We start from the raw sequence: 17,477 nt of genomic DNA on the forward strand, positions 1-17,477 counted from the left end.
TCCGCCTCGCGGCAGCGGCCCGGGCGGGGGCGGCCCCGGGTGTCGCCATCCTGCTCATTGCCCGCCCCCCGGCTTGGTCGTTATAATGGGGGATTAACTTCACTCCCTCCTCCCACCAGTTCACTGGGTGTCGCCGCATATGCTACGTATGGCCCAAGAAGCGCTTACGTTCGATGACGTATTACTCGTCCCCGGGTACTCCGAGGTTCTGCCCAACGAGGTCAGCCTCCGGACCCGCCTGACCCGGGATCTCTACCTGAACATCCCGCTGGTCTCCGCCGCCATGGACACCGTCACCGAGGCGCGACTGGCCATCGCCATGGCCCAGGAAGGGGGCATCGGCATCATCCACAAGAGCATGACCATCGCCCACCAGGCCGCCGAGGTGCGCAAGGTCAAGAAGCACGAGAGCGTGATCGTGAAGGATCCGGTCACCGTCGGGCCCAATGCCAAGCTGGCCGACCTGCTGGCGATGGCCGAGGAGCACGGCTTCTCGGGCTTCCCGGTGGTGGAAGGGGAGGCGCTGGTGGGCCTGGTGACCCAGCGCGACATGCGCTTCCAGCCCAACCACGGCGACAGCGTCTACGACATCATGACCCCCGGCGAGAAGCTCGTCACCGTGCCCGTGGGCACCAGCCTCGACGTCATCAAGGGCAAGATGCAGGAGCACCGCGTCGAGAAGATGCTGGTGGTGGACGACGACTTCCACCTGCGCGGCCTGGTCACCTTCCAGGACATCGAGAAGGCCCGCACCTTCCCCTTCGCCGCCAAGGACGCCGATGGCCGCCTGCTGGTCGGCGCCGCCGTGGGCACCGGCCCCGAGACGCCCGACCGCGTGGCCGCCCTGGCCGAGGCCGGCGTCGACGTGGTGGTGGTCGATACCGCCCACGGCCACTCCCGGGGCGTGATCGAGCGCGTTCGCTGGGTGAAGGAGCACTTCCCGCAGGTCCAGGTCATCGGCGGCAACATCGCCACCGCCGAGGCCGCGAAGGCCCTGGCCGAGGCCGGCGCCGACGCCGTCAAGGTGGGCATTGGCCCGGGCTCCATCTGCACCACCCGCGTGGTGACAGGCGTGGGCCTGCCGCAGATCACCGCCGTCTCCAACGTCGCCGCGGCCCTGGAGGCCTACGACATCCCGCTGATCGCCGACGGCGGCGTGCGCTTCTCCGGCGACCTGGCCAAGGCCGTGGCCGCCGGTGCCAGCACCGTGATGGCCGGTGGCCTGCTGGCCGGCACCGAGGAGGCCCCGGGCGAGATCGAGCTCTACCAGGGCCGTACCTACAAGGCCTACCGCGGTATGGGCTCCATGGGCGCCATGTCCCAGACCCAGGGCAGCGCCGACCGTTACTTCCAGGACAAGAGCGAGGGCGCCGAGAAGCTGGTGCCGGAAGGCATCGAGGGCCGCGTGCCCTACAAGGGCATGATGAGCGCCATCGTCCATCAGCTGATGGGCGGCCTGCGCGCCTCCATGGGCTACACCGGCTGCCGCAACATCCAGGAGATGCGCACCAAGCCGGAGTTCGTGAAGATCACCGGGGCCGGCTTCAACGAGTCCCACGTCCACGACGTGCAGATCACCAAGGAAGCCCCGAACTACCGGGGCGGGTGATACCGACCCACAGCACGACCGCGGCGGGGGAAACCCCGCCGCACGCTTTTGTATCCGGCCCGCCGCACACCGAGACACCTCCATGACCGATATCCACGCCCACAAGATCCTGATCCTCGACTTCGGCTCCCAGTACACCCAGCTGATCGCCCGCCGCGTCCGCGAGATCGGCGTCTACTCCGAGGTCCGCGCCTTCGACATCACCGAGGCCGAGATCCGCGAGTACGCGCCCAACGGCATCATCCTCGCCGGCGGCCCGGAGTCGGTCACCGAGCTGGATTCCCCGCGCGCGCCGGCGTGCGTGTTCGAGATGGGCCTGCCAGTGCTCGGCATCTGCTACGGCATGCAGACCATGGCCGAGCAGCTCGGCGGCAAGGTGGCCGGGTCCAATATCCGCGAGTTCGGCTACGCCCAGATCCGCCTGGACGCCGAGACCGCGCTGTTCAAGGACATCTCCGACCACATCGACCACGAGACCGGCAGGAGCCTGCTCGACGTGTGGATGAGCCATGGCGACAAGGTGGCCGAGGTGCCCGCCGAGTTCACCGTGACCGCCTCAACCCCGAGCTGCCCCATCGCCGCCATGGCCTGGGAGGAGAAGCGCTTCTACGGCGTGCAGTTCCACCCCGAGGTGACCCACACCCTGCAGGGCCAGCGCATCCTCGAGCACTTCGTGCTGGACATCTGCGGCAGCGAGCGCAACTGGACCCCGGCCCGCATCATCGAAGACCAGATCGCCCGGGTGCGCGACCAGGTGGGCGACCGCCACGTGCTGCTCGGCCTCTCCGGCGGCGTGGACTCCTCCGTGGTGGCCGCGCTGCTGCACAAGGCCATCGGCGACCAGCTGACCTGCGTGTTCGTCGACAACGGCCTGCTGCGCAAGGCCGAGGGCGACCAGGTGATGGAGACCTTCGCCAAGCACATGGGCGTGAAGGTGATCCGCGTGGACGCCGAGGACCTGTTCCTCGGCAAGCTTGAGGGCGAGGCCGACCCCGAGGCCAAGCGCAAGATCATCGGCAACACCTTCATCGACGTGTTCGACAGCGAGGCCGCCAAGATCGAGGGCGTGGACTTCCTGGCCCAGGGCACCATCTACCCGGACGTGATCGAGTCCGCCGCCAGCAAGACCGGCAAGGCCCACGTGATCAAGTCCCACCACAACGTGGGCGGCCTGCCCGAGACCATGAAGCTCAGCCTCGTCGAGCCGCTGCGCGAGCTGTTCAAGGACGAGGTGCGCAAGCTCGGCGTCGAGCTCGGCCTGCCCTACGACATGGTCTACCGCCACCCCTTCCCTGGGCCGGGCCTCGGCGTGCGCATCCTCGGCGAGGTGAAGAAGGAGTACGCCGACATCCTGCGCGAGGCCGACGCCATCTTCATCCAGGAGCTGCACAACGCCGGCTGGTACCACAAGACCAGCCAGGCCTTCGCCGTCTTCCTGCCGGTGAAGTCCGTGGGCGTGGTCGGCGACGGCCGCCGCTACGAGTGGGTGATCGCCCTGCGCGCCGTGGAGACCATCGACTTCATGACCGCCCGCTGGGCGCACCTGCCCTACGAGCTGCTGGAGAAGGTCTCCAACCGCATCATCAACGAGATCACCGGCGTCTCCCGCGTGACCTACGATGTCTCGAGCAAGCCGCCCGCCACCATCGAGTGGGAGTGATCGCTGGACTATAGAATTCGCACCTGCCATCCTGCTGGCAGGTGCGTTAATTAAAGGGATAAAAACGCAGGGAGGCTGAATGTCAACGGATGGCCAAGAGTTTTTATATCGTCAGTTTTTTAAATTGAAAGTTTATGCCTCGCATGGTGATAGCTTTCAAAATCTCTTCTCTGACTTGATGACTTATTATGATCCGGCGTTTCAAGCTATTGCACCATGGGGGAGTTGGGGTGATGGCGGTAATGATGGCTGGATTCCTAGTCAAGGTCATTACTTTCAAGTTTATGGTCCAAAACCTACTACCAGTATCTCTGAGACTGTTGCTGTAAAGAAAGCTGTGGAAGATTTTGATAAACTTCCTGAGAAATGGCTCGATATAAAAAATATTCTTTTGTGATGAATGACAGGTTTTGCGGTATTCCTGCGCCTGTTGCTAGTGCTCTTCAAGATTTATGGAAAGTTAAAGAGCTTGAATATGCTGGTGCCATAGGAGCAAAAGAGCTTCTTAAGTTTTTTATGGAGCTGCCTACAGGTGAAAGGCAGGATTTAATTGGTGGTGTTCCTGCAGAGCTCCCAGAGTTTGTAGAAGCTTCTGCAGTTGGTGAGCTTCTTTCCTATCTTGCTGATAACCCAAGCTTTAGCTTTGGATGCCTTTCTGGTAAGGCTCCTGATTTTGATGAAAAAGCTGAATACAATGGGTTGAGTGAGTACGTTAAAAAGCGCATAGAGGTTAGTTCATATCAAGCCTTTCTTGTTGATGACTTCCTAGAAGCTGATTCAGACCTCAAGCAGTCTATTTCAGAAGAAGTGAATAAGAAGTACCAAGAGAGTAAGCAGGTGATTAGCGATGCTGCCGAAGGTGCTGCCGATTTGCGCTATTTTTGGTTGGTTGAAAGTTTGATTCCAGAAGTCAGCAATATGAATCCTCATAGTCAACAAGCATTCTGGTCAGCAGCAGAGCTTATTTTGGCAAAATATTTCGAGAGTTGCGATGTCTATGAAGATCCAAGCCATAATATCACCTCATAAACATGTTAGGTTTAGTGCTTCTCTCGTTGGTTTGGCTGGAGCTGTGCGGTATCTGCTTGACGAGCCTCGGACATTGGATGAGTTATGGGCTTTGATAGAGTCTGATAAGTTAAGACTTCCTCATAAGCCAACATTTACCCAAATGGTTTTGTCGTTAGACGTTCTTTGTGCACTGAAAGTTGTAGATTTGGATTTTGAAGGAAGGGTTTTTTTAAATGATGAAGGTTCTTTTGTAGAATTGGATGGCTTATGAAGCTAATAAAGTTGACATGTGATCAACCTGGCTTTCATCCCCTTGTTTTTAATGATGAGGGCGTGACTCTGATTGTGGGAGATGGGCCAGAAGGTAAAGAGTCTAGTAGTAATGGTGTAGGAAAGACTTTGGCGCTAGGTCTTGTCCATCATTGTCTTGGAAGCAATAGCGATAAGCTTTTAAGATCTGTGGTTCCTGATTGGTGGTTTACCCTTTATTTTTGTGTTAACGGAGTGGGTCATAGGGTTGATCGCAACGGAGATGGTAGAAAGATTCTTCTTGATGGAAAGTCAGTTAATGTCACTGGTTACAGGGATTGGTTGAATCAGTGTGGAGCTTTTTACTTAGATCCGGATGTTCCTTCGATTAGCTTTCGATCGCTTCTTAAGAGGTTTGCGCGTTACTCTAGAGGTGATTGCCTTTTTCCAACAAAGACTGAGCGAGAGTCTGAATATGATGCTAGACTTCGGACGCTATATCTTTTAGGTGTCGACTGTTCTTTGGTTTGGAGTAAAAGAAAAACCAAGCTGGAGCTCGATAGTATAGCAAAATCCTTAAAGAATTGGAGAGAGGATGACTTTCTAAAAAGCATGTTCCGAGCCGGTTCTAGGCCTAAGTTCCGCCATGAGTGGCTAGAAAGAGAGATCGATAAGTTAAAAGAAGATTTGCGTGATTTTAGAGTTTCTGAGAACTATCGTTCCATAGAGCTGGAGGCGGGGGAGCTTACTAAAAGGCTTAGGGATATTGACGGTGAGTTGGCGGTTAAAGCCTTTCATATAGACAGTATTGAAAAATCATTGCGGAAGCATCCAGATATATCTAAGCAGGATTTGATGGATTTGTATGAGGGTCTGAAGCACGTTTTCAAGCCAGAGGCGCTGGAGCATTTTGAAGCTGTTGAAGAGTTTCATAACTCTCTCTCAATGAACCGTCGATCAAGGCTTGAAAATGATAAAAGGAAGCTTGAATTCCAGAAGAGAGATTTGGAGCAAGAGAGGAATGATGTTGCCTCTGCTCGAGACAGGAAAGTGCAGTCACTCCAAGGGAAGAGAGCGCTGGATGAATATGCTGCTATATCTTCTAAGGTAGCTAGTTTAGAAGAGGAGAGAGATAGGATATATGAGTATTTAAACTATTCTGAGAGTCTTCAAGAAAAAGCTCAAAAAATACGAGAGCTCAGGGTGGAAGAAGATAGAGAAGCACGAAACTATCTTTTTAACTATCCTCTTCAGAAGATGGATGAACAGTTTGCCGAGATGGCTGAGGCTATGTATCCGTCTGCTCCTGCAGGCATTGAAATAGATAATAACACTGGTGATAATCAGATTAGATTTGATGTTGCTGTTCAAATTGAGGGTGATGATTCAGATGGTATCAATGCCGCACGAATAATTGGGTTTGATGTGCTGAATCTTATGAGTGGTTCAAATCACTCTATGAGTTTTGCTTGGCATGACAATAGGCTTTTTGCAGATATGGATCCCAAACCTAGGGCTGCTTGGTTTAAGTATGTGATGTCAAGGTTTTCAGGCAGTGGAAAGCAATACATAGCTTCTTTAAACACTGAGAATTTCGAGGCTATGAGACGTTTTATGTCTGAAGACGAGTGGGATGAAATAAAATCTTGTATTTCTTTAGTTCTTCGAGGGGATCGCGAAGACAGCAAGCTGTTGGGTATTCAGTTTGGGAAAAGCTCACTGGGTGTACAGTGATGGTAATCACCTGACACATGTCCCCGTGGTGCCCCTATAGTTAAGCAGTGTTTTCCGCCGTTTTCCTAGGCGCCTTCTTCGGTGATTTGGGGAGCCCTTTCTTGAATGCCGCATAGGGTGTCATCCCCTTCATGTTGCGCCCTTGGTGAGAACCAATCGGGGACAGACCCCAATTAATGAAGCTGTCCCCGCCGTCTATCTAGCGGCTGGCGAGTCGCTGACGAAACCTCGGCAGGTGTCGAGCGACCGGTGGCAATCGGGTCGCCATGATCAGGGCAGACACCGTGGCATACAGGGTCCACTCCCCGAGGTCGGCGCGTACCACCCAGAGGAAGTGCAGCAGTATCATCCCCAGGATGGGATAGGAGATCTTGTGCAGCGGATTCCAGCGCTTGCCCAGACGGCGCATCGACCAGCGGTTCGAGGTCGCGCCCAGGGAGTCAATTGGGGACAGACCCCAATTTCCCATATGCGGGCATGCCCGAGCCAAACGGCACGCTTTCCCCTAGGATGGGCGAAGCACCGGGACAAGGACCGCCGATGACCGCCTCCCAACGCCTCACCCTGACGCGCGCCGACGCCCGCCGGCTGCTGGTGCGCTATCACTTCCGGCCGGCGCCGCTGGCGAGCGTCATCCGCCGCCTGGGCACCATCCAGTTCGATCCCCTGGCGCCGGTCGGCACCAACCCGGACCTGGTGCTGCAGGCCCGGGTGCCCGGCTATCGCCAGGGCGACTGGCAGCAGGCGGCCTACGGGCAGCGGCTGCTGGTCGATGGCTGGGACAAGCAGGCCAGCCTGATCCAGCCCGCGGAGTGGTGGGCCCAGGCGCCGTTCCATCGCTGGTTCGCCCGGCGCTGGCAGCGGCGGGGCGTGGACGTCGATGCTCCCGAGGCCCGCGCCCTGGTCGAGCAGGTCGAGCGCCATGGCCCCTCGACCAGCCTCGAGCTCGGCGACCAGCGGGCCGACCCCGCCCTGCGCGGCAGCTGGTACGGCCCCAAGCGCTCGCGGCACCTGCTCAAGGCGCTGTGGGACGCCGGCCACCTGATGACCCACCATCGCGTGGGCGGTCGCCATGCCTACGATCTGCCCGAGCGGGTGCTGCCCCAGGGCGCGGACGTGGCGGACGCCACGGACGACGAGGCCCTGCAACGGCTGGTGGTCCGGCGCGTGCAGGCCGCCGGCTTGCTGCGCCCCGCCGCCGATGGCGCCGTCTGGTTGCTGCCGTGTTCGCGCGCGGAGCGGGATCGCATCGCCGCCCGGGCCCTCGCCCGAGGCGCCCTGGTCGAGCTCGAGGTGGACGGCACCGTCTACTGGACGACGCCCGAGGCCCTCGCGGTGCTGGAGGCGGCCCCCGAGCCGGGTCCTGCCATGGAACGAGGCGTGCGCTTTCTCGCCCCGCTGGATCCCCTGATGTGGGACCGTGGCGGCGTCGCCCGGCTGTTCGGCTTCGACTACGTCTGGGAGGTCTACAAGCCCCAGGCTCAGCGCCGCTGGGGGTACTACGTGATCCCGGTGCTGTGGGGCGAGCGCTTCGTGGCCCGCTTCGACGCCAAGTGCCAGGAGGGCACCCTGACCCTGCTCGCCTGGCACTGGGAGCCCGACATCCTGCCGGCCAGGCTGCCCGAGGGCCTGGCCGAGTCGCTTGAGCCAGCCGCCCGGCATTTTCTCGAATACCTCGGCGCCTCGCGCCTCGTCCTGCCCAGGGGGCTCGGGCGCGAGGCGCGCCGCGCCTGGCAGCGGGCCGCCAGATAGATGCCCCCGGCAGTGGATGGAAACTCGGTGGACCCTGCGCCCAGGGCTATTCAACAGGCGACATCGGCACGACTCACCCGCTGGCCAGACCCAACCGGGGACACACCCCCATTCTTGGCTCGAAACAGCCACCGTCGCATAGGCTGAATATGATGGTCCCGTGGCACTGCATCTCGTCTGCCCGCTATGGTGTTGCTATTGATAGGGCACAGGCCGGGAGGTAATCGCGATGGAGCAGCGCGTGAGTCTGATCACCCTGGGCGTCGGCGACCTGGCGCGGGCGCGGCGCTTCTATGAGGGGCTGGGCAGGCAGTGGACGGCGACATGACCCCCTTCCAAGAGGCGCGACAGGCTTTCCGCTCGGAAGGGGTGATCCTTCAAGGCGCCGTGGGCCGTGGAAGCATATTACTCCTCTGCCTGCAGGCGATGGAGATACTCGGCGATAGCCAGTATCCGGGCACGAATCACGGACTCCGAATCGTACTCGAAGTCAAAGTACTTTTCGGCCGCTTCCATGCCGTATCGTTGTCCCCAGACGGGCATGTCTCGTGAGCCGTGCGCCTGGACGTCGGCCCTTCCGTCGATGATTTCGTAGACACGCGCCAGGGGGAAGACGTTGTCATTCCTCTGCGAAAGCGTGGTGAGATCTGGAATGCCTGTTTCGATTACCCCGGCGAGTGGTCCGTCGCCCTTGCCCTCCTCGCCATGGCAGGCGGCACAGCTGTTGATGTATTCGTATTTGCCGACATCCACCTTTTCGTCCTGAGCGTGGCCGGTTGTCCAGATCAAGCCCATGATGATGGCCGCCGAGCAGGTGCTGATTTTCTTGGTGTTCATGGCTGCTCCCTTCTGTAGGAATCTACTGATTTTTATCCGGTGTTCGGTTGATAACTGTGTAACAGGGTCGAGATATTTTGTAGCCGTTTATTGCATGCACTCGTTGAATTTATAGTCGGGGTCGCCTGCACGTGCAAGCGAGGGCCGAGGGCCGAGGGTTCATGGTGATGGGCATCATCGGCGTATTCATTTAATTAACCTGCGATTTTTTTTCATGATTTTGCATGTAGTTTCTATGGAATGTTGACCAGTTCCTTTAGGGGGTTCGGTGGAGAAGGAATGGAAAGATCTGGGTTGTTTTCCGATCAAAGAGCTCATGATTTTGAGCTGTCAGTGTTGAGAAATTTGCTTTTGTTTTTCCAGTGAGACCCGATGCCAGCGTGTGACGGCTCTATCCCCCGGGGTTACAAACGGCCTTCGCTGCTTGCCAGTCGAGCAATCGTCATGGAGGAGTGGGGCGGTCGAGCGCGGCAGGGCGCTGGCGGTCGTCTTTGATGGTGCCGGGCTGCCCAGCAGCGAGAGGGCCGCCGGGAAGCTCCGTCGTCTAGGCTGTCAAAGGATAAAAAGGGGAGGGGACTGCGATGCTCAAGGCGGTACTGCTCGATATCAGCGGCGTGCTGACCGAGGACGGCGAGGCCCTGCCCGGCGCCGTGGCGGCGGTGGAACGTCTGCAGGCGAGCGGGCTTTCGCTGCGCTTTCTCACCAACACCTCGCGCAGGACCTCGGCGGCGGTCTGCGAGGAACTGCAGCGGCTGGGCTTCGACGTGGCGCCCGCGCAGGTGTTCACCGCTCCGGGCGCGATCCGTCGCCATCTCGAGCGCCATCGGCTGATTCCCTACCTGCTGATCCACGAGCACCTCGAGCCGGAGTTCGCCGACCTGCCTCGGGGGGAGCCCAACGCCGTGGTGCTCGGCGATGCCGAGCAGCGCCTGGATTATGCCCACCTCGACGCGGCCTTCCGGCTGCTGCTGGAAGGGGCGCCGCTGCTCGCCGTGGGCACCAACCGCTACTTCCGTCAGGCCGGCACACTGCACCTCGATGTGGGGCCCTTCGTGCGCGCCCTGGAGTACGCCGCCGGCATCGAGGCGCGGGTGCTGGGCAAGCCCTCGGGCGATTTCTTCCATGCCGTGCTCGAGGATGCCGGGGTGGCACCCGGCGAGGCGCTGATGGTGGGCGACGACGTGGAGTGCGACGTGGCCGCGGCCATGGCGGTCGGCCTCGAGGCGTGCCTGGTGCAGTCCGGCAAGTATCGCCCGGGCGATGAATCGAAGGCGCCGGGGGCCCGCTGCGAGGCGAACCTGGCCGATCTTGTCGAGGCACTACTGGCCGGGCGCTAGGCCGGACGGAAGGCGCCTCGTCTCCGGCAGGGTATACTGCTCGGCTCGGGCGCCCTCGAGCGGGGCGCACAGTCAACGCGGAGAACGAGGCAAGCGATGAGCCACACTCCCTTTGAGGCGCTGGCCTGTCCGCTGGACGGCGACGTGCTGCTGCGTAGCGGCAGTACCTGGCGATGCGGCCTCGGGCACAGCTTCGATATCGCCCGGCAGGGCTACGTGAACCTGCTGCCGGTGCAGCGCAAGCGCTCCCACGACCCGGGCGACAGCAAGGCGATGGTGGCGGCGCGCCAGCGCTTCCTGGCGGCCGGCCACTACCGGCCGATCGCGGAGGCCGTCAGCCACGCCGTGCTGGCCGGCGAGATCGACGAGGCGCCGCTGAGCTGCCTGGATGCCGGCTGCGGAGAGGGCTACTACCTTCGCGAGCTGGCCGAGGCCGCCGACGATGCAGGCGCTGAAGGGCAGGGCGACGGGCCGAGGCTTTCCCTGCTGGGCGTGGATATCTCCAAGTGGGCGGTGCTCGCCGCCGCCCGGCAGGGCAAGCAGGCGGGGCTCGCGGCCAGCTGGGTGGTGGGCAGCAACGCCCACCTGCCCGTGCAGCCCGGCACCCTGGACCGGGTGCTCTGCCTGTTCGGCTTCCCCGTCTACCCGGAGTTCGCCCGGGTGCTGAGGCCCGGCGGCGTGCTGCTGCTGGTCGAGGCCGGGCCGGATCACCTGCGCGAGCTGCGCGAGGTCATCTACCCCCGCCTCAAGCCCGAGCGCCCGGCGGACCCCGGGGTGCCGGAGGGCTTCGCCTCCCTCGGCACCGAGACGCTGCGCTACGCGCTCGACCTCGAGGGCGCCGAGCCCATCGCGGACCTGCTGGCCATGACCCCGCACCTGCATCGTGCCAGCGCCGAGGGCCGCGAGCGGGCGGCGGCGCTTTCCTCGCTCACCGTCACCGTGGAGGTGCGCCTGACGCGCCTCGAGCGCGTCGCCGCCGAGGCGGCCGAGCCGTCTCCCTCCCCGGGGCCCGACGCAGGCGAACAGGCCCCTTGACCCCCATCACGCAACAGCAGCAGCTCGATGCCGTGCTGGCCGCGCGCCCGGCGGTGCTGGTGCTCTATGGCGGCGGGGCCTGTGGCGTCTGCCAGGCCATCAAGCCCCGTCTCGAGGCGATGCTGGCCGCGGAGTTCGCCGAGATGGATGCCCTCTACGTGGATTGCCAGGGCGAGGCCTCGCCGCTGTGCGCCCAGCAGCGTGTCTTCTCGCTGCCGGTCGTGCAGCTGTGGTTCCAGGGCCAGCTGTTCGAGACGTTCGTGCGCGTCTTCTCCCTCGGTGAGGTACGCCGTTCCCTCCAGCGCCCCTATGCCATGCTCTTCCCGCCGGGCTGATCGCGGCCTGTCCCGCTCGGCGTCGATGGCATCGCCATCGCCATCGCCAACAGCGCCATCCCGTCGACCGGCTGCATGGCCCTGCACGCGTGGTGAGCCGCTGCGCTGACCCGGGGCGTCGGGCGGCTTGCGCGGCTCAGGCAGGGCGGGGTGCCGTCTGCGGGGCGGAGAGCCACGCCTGCACCATGCCGCTGGCGAGGATCAGGCCACAGCCGGCCAGCGGCAGCGGCCCCATCGCCTCGCCGAACAGCGTCCACCCGAAGATCACCACCGCCACCGGCTCGCAGTAGGCCAGGGTGCCGTAGAGCGCCGTGGGCAGGCGGTGGATCGCCATCACCGCGCACAGCAGGGCCACGAAGCCCGGCAGGACGCCGGCCGCCAGCAGCCAGGGCCACTGCCAGGCGGCGGCCGAGAGCCCCTGGGGCTGCCAGAGGGCGAAGGGCAGGATCACCAGGGCGCCGACCGCCAGTTGCCAGAAGGCGCAGGTGCGGTCGTCCAGGTGGCGAGGCAGGCGGCGGTTGCAGAGGATGAAGCCGGCGTAGGCCAGCATGGCCAGCAGGGCGAAGCCCAGCCCCTTGGCGTCCTCGCCGCCGCTCAGCTCGATGTGGAACTCCTGCATCATGGCGAAGCCCAGCAGGGCGATGCCGATCAGCGCCGTCTGGCGAGCCCCCAGCGTCTCCGCCCACAGGAAGTGGGCCGCCACCGAGGCCACGACCGGGGCCAGGTAGATCATCAGGATGGCGTTCGCCATGCGGGTGTAGTTCATCGCCTGCACGTAGAACAGGATGAAGGCGGCCAGCAGGGCGCCGCTGAGCACCACGCTGCGGCCCGGCAGGGCGCGCAGTCCCGCGGTGCGGCCGACCAGCGCCAGGTAGGCGAGCAGGAAGGCGGCACCGAGGCCCAGCCGGTAGAAGGTGATGTTCTCCGCCGGCAGCCCGGTCTTGCGCGAGATGACCCCGATGGTGGCCATGCCTACGGCCGCCACGATGGCCAGCAGCAGGCTGGAGGGCGCCGGGGTGTCGTCGAGGCGTCGGCTGGCGGTCATCGGAGAAGGCTCGCGTTGGGGGGCGGGAGCGCGGCAGGATAGCCTGCCCCCGCGGCCTCTGCCAAGGCGTGCGGGCGGCACCCCGAGCCCCGTGCGCCGCGCACGAGCCGGGCCTTCACGGCCGCGGCAGCCGTGCCTTGCGGGCGGCGGCTTCCCCGCCTCACTGGCCTGCCGGGCGAGCGTTCCCCGCGTGGTGGGGGCCGGCCAGGTCGGCTATCGTCAAGGCAGCGGGTCGGATTTCCCGGCCCGCGCCGTCACGGCCCGGGGGACCGGGCTTGGAGGCTGCCTCATGGAGCGCATCCGCCACATCCACTCCATCACCCGACGCCTGATCGTCATGACCACGGCGGCGGTGGCCGTGCTCGGGGTGATCTTCGCGCTGACCTTCTTCTACAACCAGCGCTTCCTGGTGACCTGGGCGGTGCCCCTGTGCGGCATCATCGGCGGGTTCGTCAGTATCCAGCAGCGCCTGAACAAGGTCACGGACGAGGAGCTCGTGCTGCTGGATGCCTCCTGGTTCCAGATCCTGCTGGTGCCTATCTTCGGCGGGGTGTTCGCTCTGGTGCTCTACCTGCTGTTCCTGTCCGGCATCGTCGCGGGGGACCTCTTTCCCGCCTTCACGTTTCCGACCCAGGATGATATCGCCGAGGGAGAGGACTTCATGCTGCGCATCTTCCGGGAAACCTATCCGAGCTCGGGGCCGGATCTCGCCAAGCTGCTGTTCTGGTCCTTCGTGGCGGGCTTCACCGAACGTTTCGTGCCCCAGCTGATCAGCAAGGTCACCTCCCGGGTGTCGGAGGAGGACGAGCGGGACGACGCGGGGGATCGCTGAGCGTTCAGCGCCAGCCCATCCGCCAGGTCTCGTCATCCTTGAGGGCCTGCCAGGGCAGGGTGGTCTCGCGGTGGGTATAGACCGCCTCGAGGATCACCTCGACCACGTTCTCCTCCTCGTCGCGCAGCAGTTTCGTCACGATGAAGTGCTTCTCCTTGTGGCGGGGCCGCGCCGCGGTCCACTTGCTGTGGTGCAGCTTCTCGGGGTTGATGGCGTTCATGGCCGTCTCCTCCTCGGGGTGGGAAGGTGCCCGGCGCTGCACGCGGCTCTCAGCCGTGAGCGGGTCATGGGTCTGGACCGGGGCTCGGGCGGTGCAGGGCGGTGCTGGCCGGGGAGGGCACGCAAGAAGGGTGCGCCGGCTCGGCCGGCGCACCCCCTGCGCAGGGACATCAGGCGTTACGGATCAGAGCCTGACCAGCATCTTGCCGCGGTTGGCCCCCTCGAACAGCTTGAGGAAGGCGTCCGGGGTGCGCTCGAGGCCCTCCTCCACGGTCTCCTCGTAGTCGATCTGGCCGCCCTCGACCTGCGGGCCGACCTCCTCGAGGAACTGCGGGTAGTGCGCCCAGTGGTCGAAGACGATGAAGCCCTCCATGCGGGCGCGACGGATCAGGATCATCGCCAGGTTGCCCGGGCCGGCGCTCGGCGTGTTCTCGTTGTAGCGGGCGATCATGCCGCACACGGCGATGCGCGCGCCGACCCTGAGGGTGTTCAGGGCCGCTTCCAGGCAGGTGCCGCCGACGTTCTCGTAGTAGACGTCGAAGCCCTCGGGGCAGGCCTCGCGGAGTGCCTCGGTGAGCTGGGCGGCGTCCTTGCCCCGGTAGCTGACGGCCTTGACGCCGCGGGCCTCGAGCCAGTCGAGCTTGTCCTGGGAGCCGGCGATGCCGACCACGGTGCCGCCCTTGGCCTTGGCCAGCTGCACGGCCAGCGAGCCCACCGCCCCGGCGGCACCGCTGACCAGCACGTTGTCGCCGTCCTGCATCTCGGCGATGCGATTGAGGCCGGTCCAGGCGGTCATGCCCGGCATGCCGAGCACGCCCAGGTAGGCCTGATCCGGCACCTCGAAGGCGGGCAGGGGCTCGAGCTGGGCGCCGGGCAGCTGGGCGATATCCCGCCAGCCGCCCATGTGGCGCACCTTGGTGCCCTCGGGGAAGGCCGAATCCCGGGACTCGACCACCTCGCCGATGGCCGCGCCTTCCAGGGGCGCGTTCAGTTCGAACGGATCGATGTAGGTCTTCACGCCGCTCATGCGGCCGCGCATGTAGGGGTCCACCGACAGCCAGGTGTTGCGGATGCGCACCTCGCCCTCGCCGAGGGTAGGCAGCTCCTGCTCATGCAGCTCGAACAGTTCCCGTGCCGGGGTGCCCTGCGGATAATCATTGATGGTGAAGTAGCGGGATTGCATCGAGTGCGACTCCTTCGCTCGGTGAGTAGACGACCAGTCTAATACAAGGGCAGGGGACGGGCCAACCCGTCCGGAATGCGCACCGTCGCCCCCGCCAGAGGTGCGTGAGGGTGCGGCTGGGCCCGTCAGCCGTCATGATGGGGGCCGCCCGCTCACGGTGGTCACGCCCATGCTCTCCTTCGGTATCCTCTATTCGCTGTCGCTGATCCTGTTCGGCCTGAGTGACGACCCGCGGGTTCGCTTCGGCGGGGCCGTGGCGACGCTGCTGGCGGCCGGCGCGATCGGCTACTCGAGCGGCACCTTCGTGCTGGCGGCGCTTTGCTATGTGGCGCTGACGGCGTGGATGGCAGTGCCTGCCGTGTCGCCCTGGCTCGCCTGGGGGCGCAGGGCGATGTGGGGCGTCGCCAGCCTCGGGCTCGTGATCCATGCCTGGCCGGGCCAGGAGGCGCTGGTGGTGGCCGAGCAGGCGGTGCTCAAGCCCGGGAGCGTTCCGATGAGCCTCCTCTTCCACCACGACAAGGTGCTGGTGGCCTGGTCGCTGCTCGGCTGGGTGCCGCTGTTCGGGGTGAGCCTGGGGGCCGGCGGGGGTGGCCCGGTCTGGCGCCTGCCGCTGCTGGTGGGGGGCGGCCTCGCGGCGATCATGGGGCTCGCGATGGGGCTGGGGCTGCTGGCCTGGCAGCCGGGCCTGCCCGCGCTGTTCTGGGTGTTCGCCATCGCCAACCTGCTCAATACCTGCGTGGCGGAGGAACTGGTGTTTCGCGGCCTGCTGCAGCGCTGGCTGATGGGCAAGGTGGGGCCCGTGGCGGCCGTGACGGCCACCGGCGCGCTCTTCGGCATCGCGCATCTCGCCGGGGGCGTCGCCTTCGTGCTGGTGGCCACCGCGGCCGGGCTGCTCTACGGCCTGGTCTACTGGTGGACGGGCCGGCTGGTGTGGTCCGTGCTGGTGCACTGGGGACTGAACCTCACCCACCTGCTGCTCTTCAGCTATCCGCTGCTGGCGGATGCCTGAGTCTTGCGGCGGCACGCAGAAAGGCCCACCAGGGGTACCTGGTGGGCCGTGCCGTCCCTGGCGTCCCGATCCATCGGGGCGGATTCCTTTCAGGGGTGGCTCTTCCCTGAGCCTCTCGCCTTGACGAGCCCCGCTACGGGTATCGGCCCTTCCCTGAGCCGCTCGTCGCCACGAGTCTTTCTCCCCATGCGTTGCCAAGGGCGTGCCAGGGTTTGAATGATTCCCCTTTGATCAGTGGTTTGGAGGGTTTCTCCGGCTCCGGTGCCCCTGGTCGGGCCGCGCGCTGCCCGGCGAGGCGTCGCCAGCCCCCAACACTTCAGGCGCCCCTGCCGGAAAGACCCACGATAGCGGGCGGGAATATGTCGCCATATGGCGACATAGCCCCGCGATAGGACTTCTCGATAGTGCCTCGCCATGCCCCGGAGGCGACGCCCGGCCAGACAGGCCTGGCCGAACGGGGCGGGTGGACTAGCCTGAGGTGACTGCACCCCGGTGGGGCGCCGGCTCTCGGGTCATCGGGGATGAGACGCATGCTGGAAAGCTATATCACGGGCCTGGCGCTCAACGGGGGGTTGATCGTCTCCATCGGCGCCCAGAACGCCTACCTGCTCGGGCAGGCGATTCGCCGACAGCACCACTGGTGGTCGGCGGGGGTCTGCATCGTCAGCGACGTGCTGCTGCTCGTGGCCGGGGTGTTCGGCATCACCGCCATGCTGCTGGCCCTGCCCGTCACCCTGGAGGTGATGCGCTGGCTGGGCGTGGCGTTCCTGGCCGTGCTCGGCGCCCTGGCCCTCCGGCGTGCCGTCACCGGAAACGACCGGCTGGTCTCGACGCTTGGCCGGGTGCGCAGCCGCCGAGAGGTCCTGGTGGCGATGGCGGCGGTCACCCTGCTCAATCCCCAGGTCTACCTGGAGACCCTGGTGGTGCTCCCCTCGGTGGGCGTCCAGCTCGAGAGCGCCTCGGTCTTCATGATGGGGTCCGTCACTGCCTCGGTGGCCTGGTTCGCCCTGCTGGCCTGGGGAGGCTCCCGGCTCGCGCCCTGGTTGTCCCGGCCCGCGGCGTGGCGGGCCATCGAGATCACCACCGGGGCCATGATGGCGGGCATCGCGGTGCACCTGGCCAGCGGGTCGACCTGGATAGGCTGAGGCGGGGCGGCCGGGGCTGACTCAGTCGCCATTCCCCAGGGCGTGAAGGCCCCTGGCAATGAGTTCGTCGGCCAGCGCCCGGGAGGCCAGCGCGAACTCCACCCGTGCCGTGGCCAGGGCGCTCAGGTCGCGCGAGTCGACCTCGTGTTCCAGGCGGTCGAGGCGCGCCTTGGCCTCGGCCAGCCGACGGGCCAGTGACGCCTCGAGACCGATGCAGACCTGGGGCAGGTCGGGCATCGGGAGGGGCTGCTCCACCAGTTCGTGGAGTCGTGCATCGGGCAGCGCGCAGGCCAGGGATGGGAGGTTCATGTCGCGAGCTCCTTGGCATCAGGGGGCGGCCAGGGGGTGACCCCTTGTGGCGTGAGACCCGCCACCGGCGCCCGGTGCTCGGATCCCAGGCCGGACTCTTCCTGGTATCCATCGTCAGGAAAGGGGGTGTCCCGTTCCCCTCCCGCTCCCTCGTTCGAGCAGCAACGTGGGGGTAG

General features: G+C 64.1%; 19 protein-coding genes. 13 read left to right on the forward strand and 6 right to left on the reverse strand.

Annotated elements, in window-relative coordinates; genetic code table 11:
- Nucleotides 1-139: 139 nt before the first annotated feature.
- From guaB to BOX17_RS10590, 6 genes are all read left to right on the forward strand, one after another.
- Nucleotides 140-1,609 (forward strand): IMP dehydrogenase, encoded by a 1,470-nt coding sequence (guaB, locus tag BOX17_RS10570; RefSeq protein ID WP_071944368.1) that lies wholly within the window; start codon nucleotides 140-142, stop codon nucleotides 1,607-1,609.
- 82 nt (nucleotides 1,610-1,691) lie between these two features.
- Complete coding sequence (gene guaA / locus BOX17_RS10575) at nucleotides 1,692-3,269, forward strand: glutamine-hydrolyzing GMP synthase (RefSeq protein ID WP_071944370.1); 1,578 nt, start codon at nucleotides 1,692-1,694, stop codon at nucleotides 3,267-3,269.
- A 79-nt stretch (nucleotides 3,270-3,348) separates the two neighbouring features.
- Entirely contained in the window at nucleotides 3,349-3,666 is a 318-nt protein-coding gene (locus BOX17_RS16780; RefSeq protein WP_125925544.1) for a hypothetical protein, read from the forward strand.
- Entirely contained in the window at nucleotides 3,636-4,298 is a 663-nt protein-coding gene (locus BOX17_RS16785) for an ABC-three component system protein (RefSeq protein WP_125925547.1), read from the forward strand. Before BOX17_RS16780 ends, BOX17_RS16785 begins: the two co-directional genes overlap by 31 nt.
- Nucleotides 4,261-4,551 carry an ABC-three component system middle component 6 gene (locus tag BOX17_RS16790; RefSeq protein WP_071944373.1) on the forward strand — a complete coding sequence of 97 codons (291 nt, stop codon included), beginning with the start codon at nucleotides 4,261-4,263 and terminating at the stop codon, nucleotides 4,549-4,551. The genes BOX17_RS16785 and BOX17_RS16790 overlap by 38 nt, the downstream gene beginning before the upstream one ends.
- A gap of 62 nt (nucleotides 4,552-4,613) precedes the next feature.
- The gene (locus tag BOX17_RS10590; protein WP_208858058.1) at nucleotides 4,614-6,263 is read left to right on the forward strand and encodes a DUF2326 domain-containing protein; all 1,650 of its coding nucleotides are present in this window, start codon (nucleotides 4,614-4,616) and stop codon (nucleotides 6,261-6,263) included.
- A 199-nt stretch (nucleotides 6,264-6,462) separates the two neighbouring features.
- Here the strand turns inward: BOX17_RS10590 and BOX17_RS10595 are convergent, their stop codons facing one another.
- On the reverse strand, nucleotides 6,463-6,672 hold the full coding sequence (locus BOX17_RS10595; RefSeq protein ID WP_425268692.1) for a cytochrome b family protein: 210 nt from the start codon (nucleotides 6,670-6,672) through the stop codon (nucleotides 6,463-6,465).
- A 131-nt stretch (nucleotides 6,673-6,803) separates the two neighbouring features.
- Here BOX17_RS10595 and BOX17_RS10600 point away from each other — a divergent pair, with 131 nt between their 5' ends.
- Nucleotides 6,804-8,015, forward strand: coding sequence for a DNA glycosylase AlkZ-like family protein (locus tag BOX17_RS10600; protein ID WP_071944377.1), 1,212 nt, complete (start codon nucleotides 6,804-6,806; stop codon nucleotides 8,013-8,015).
- A gap of 405 nt (nucleotides 8,016-8,420) precedes the next feature.
- On the opposite strand, the gene BOX17_RS10605 is transcribed toward BOX17_RS10600, so the two are convergent.
- Nucleotides 8,421-8,852 (reverse strand): c-type cytochrome, encoded by a 432-nt coding sequence (locus BOX17_RS10605; RefSeq protein WP_083582132.1) that lies wholly within the window; start codon nucleotides 8,850-8,852, stop codon nucleotides 8,421-8,423.
- Nucleotides 8,853-9,433: 581 nt separating this feature from the next.
- Here BOX17_RS10605 and BOX17_RS10610 point away from each other — a divergent pair.
- From BOX17_RS10610 to BOX17_RS10620, 3 genes are all read left to right on the forward strand, one after another.
- Nucleotides 9,434-10,189 (forward strand): TIGR01458 family HAD-type hydrolase, encoded by a 756-nt coding sequence (locus BOX17_RS10610; RefSeq protein WP_071944379.1) that lies wholly within the window; start codon nucleotides 9,434-9,436, stop codon nucleotides 10,187-10,189.
- A gap of 96 nt (nucleotides 10,190-10,285) precedes the next feature.
- Complete coding sequence (locus BOX17_RS10615) at nucleotides 10,286-11,224, forward strand: putative RNA methyltransferase (RefSeq protein ID WP_071944381.1); 939 nt, start codon at nucleotides 10,286-10,288, stop codon at nucleotides 11,222-11,224.
- Nucleotides 11,221-11,559 carry a thioredoxin family protein gene (locus BOX17_RS10620; RefSeq protein ID WP_071944383.1) on the forward strand — a complete coding sequence of 113 codons (339 nt, stop codon included), beginning with the start codon at nucleotides 11,221-11,223 and terminating at the stop codon, nucleotides 11,557-11,559. The genes BOX17_RS10615 and BOX17_RS10620 overlap by 4 nt, the downstream gene beginning before the upstream one ends.
- Nucleotides 11,560-11,695: 136 nt before the next feature.
- On the opposite strand, the gene BOX17_RS10625 is transcribed toward BOX17_RS10620, so the two are convergent.
- On the reverse strand, nucleotides 11,696-12,604 hold the full coding sequence (locus tag BOX17_RS10625) for a DMT family transporter (protein ID WP_071944385.1): 909 nt from the start codon (nucleotides 12,602-12,604) through the stop codon (nucleotides 11,696-11,698).
- 289 nt (nucleotides 12,605-12,893) lie between these two features.
- Between BOX17_RS10625 and BOX17_RS10630 the strand changes: the two genes are divergently transcribed.
- Complete coding sequence (locus tag BOX17_RS10630; protein ID WP_071944387.1) at nucleotides 12,894-13,436, forward strand: hypothetical protein; 543 nt, start codon at nucleotides 12,894-12,896, stop codon at nucleotides 13,434-13,436.
- A 4-nt stretch (nucleotides 13,437-13,440) separates the two neighbouring features.
- Here BOX17_RS10630 and BOX17_RS10635 read toward each other — a convergent pair whose 3' ends face one another.
- Entirely contained in the window at nucleotides 13,441-13,656 is a 216-nt protein-coding gene (locus BOX17_RS10635) for a TIGR02450 family Trp-rich protein (protein WP_071944389.1), read from the reverse strand.
- 183 nt (nucleotides 13,657-13,839) lie between these two features.
- Complete coding sequence (locus tag BOX17_RS10640) at nucleotides 13,840-14,838, reverse strand: NADP-dependent oxidoreductase (RefSeq protein WP_071944391.1); 999 nt, start codon at nucleotides 14,836-14,838, stop codon at nucleotides 13,840-13,842.
- Nucleotides 14,839-15,007: 169 nt separating this feature from the next.
- Between BOX17_RS10640 and BOX17_RS10645 the strand changes: the two genes are divergently transcribed.
- Together BOX17_RS10645 and BOX17_RS10650 are read left to right on the forward strand one after the other, a co-directional pair.
- The gene (locus BOX17_RS10645; protein ID WP_071944393.1) at nucleotides 15,008-15,847 is read left to right on the forward strand and encodes a CPBP family intramembrane glutamic endopeptidase; all 840 of its coding nucleotides are present in this window, start codon (nucleotides 15,008-15,010) and stop codon (nucleotides 15,845-15,847) included.
- Between the two features lie 530 nt (nucleotides 15,848-16,377).
- Entirely contained in the window at nucleotides 16,378-16,992 is a 615-nt protein-coding gene (locus BOX17_RS10650) for a LysE/ArgO family amino acid transporter (RefSeq protein WP_071944395.1), read from the forward strand.
- 21 nt (nucleotides 16,993-17,013) lie between these two features.
- Here the strand turns inward: BOX17_RS10650 and BOX17_RS10655 are convergent, their stop codons facing one another.
- Complete coding sequence (locus BOX17_RS10655) at nucleotides 17,014-17,301, reverse strand: hypothetical protein (protein ID WP_071944397.1); 288 nt, start codon at nucleotides 17,299-17,301, stop codon at nucleotides 17,014-17,016.
- Between the last annotated feature and the right edge of the window lie 176 nt (nucleotides 17,302-17,477).

It is taken from the genome of Halomonas aestuarii, assembly GCF_001886615.1.
GTDB lineage: Bacteria > Pseudomonadota > Gammaproteobacteria > Pseudomonadales > Halomonadaceae > Halomonas > Halomonas aestuarii.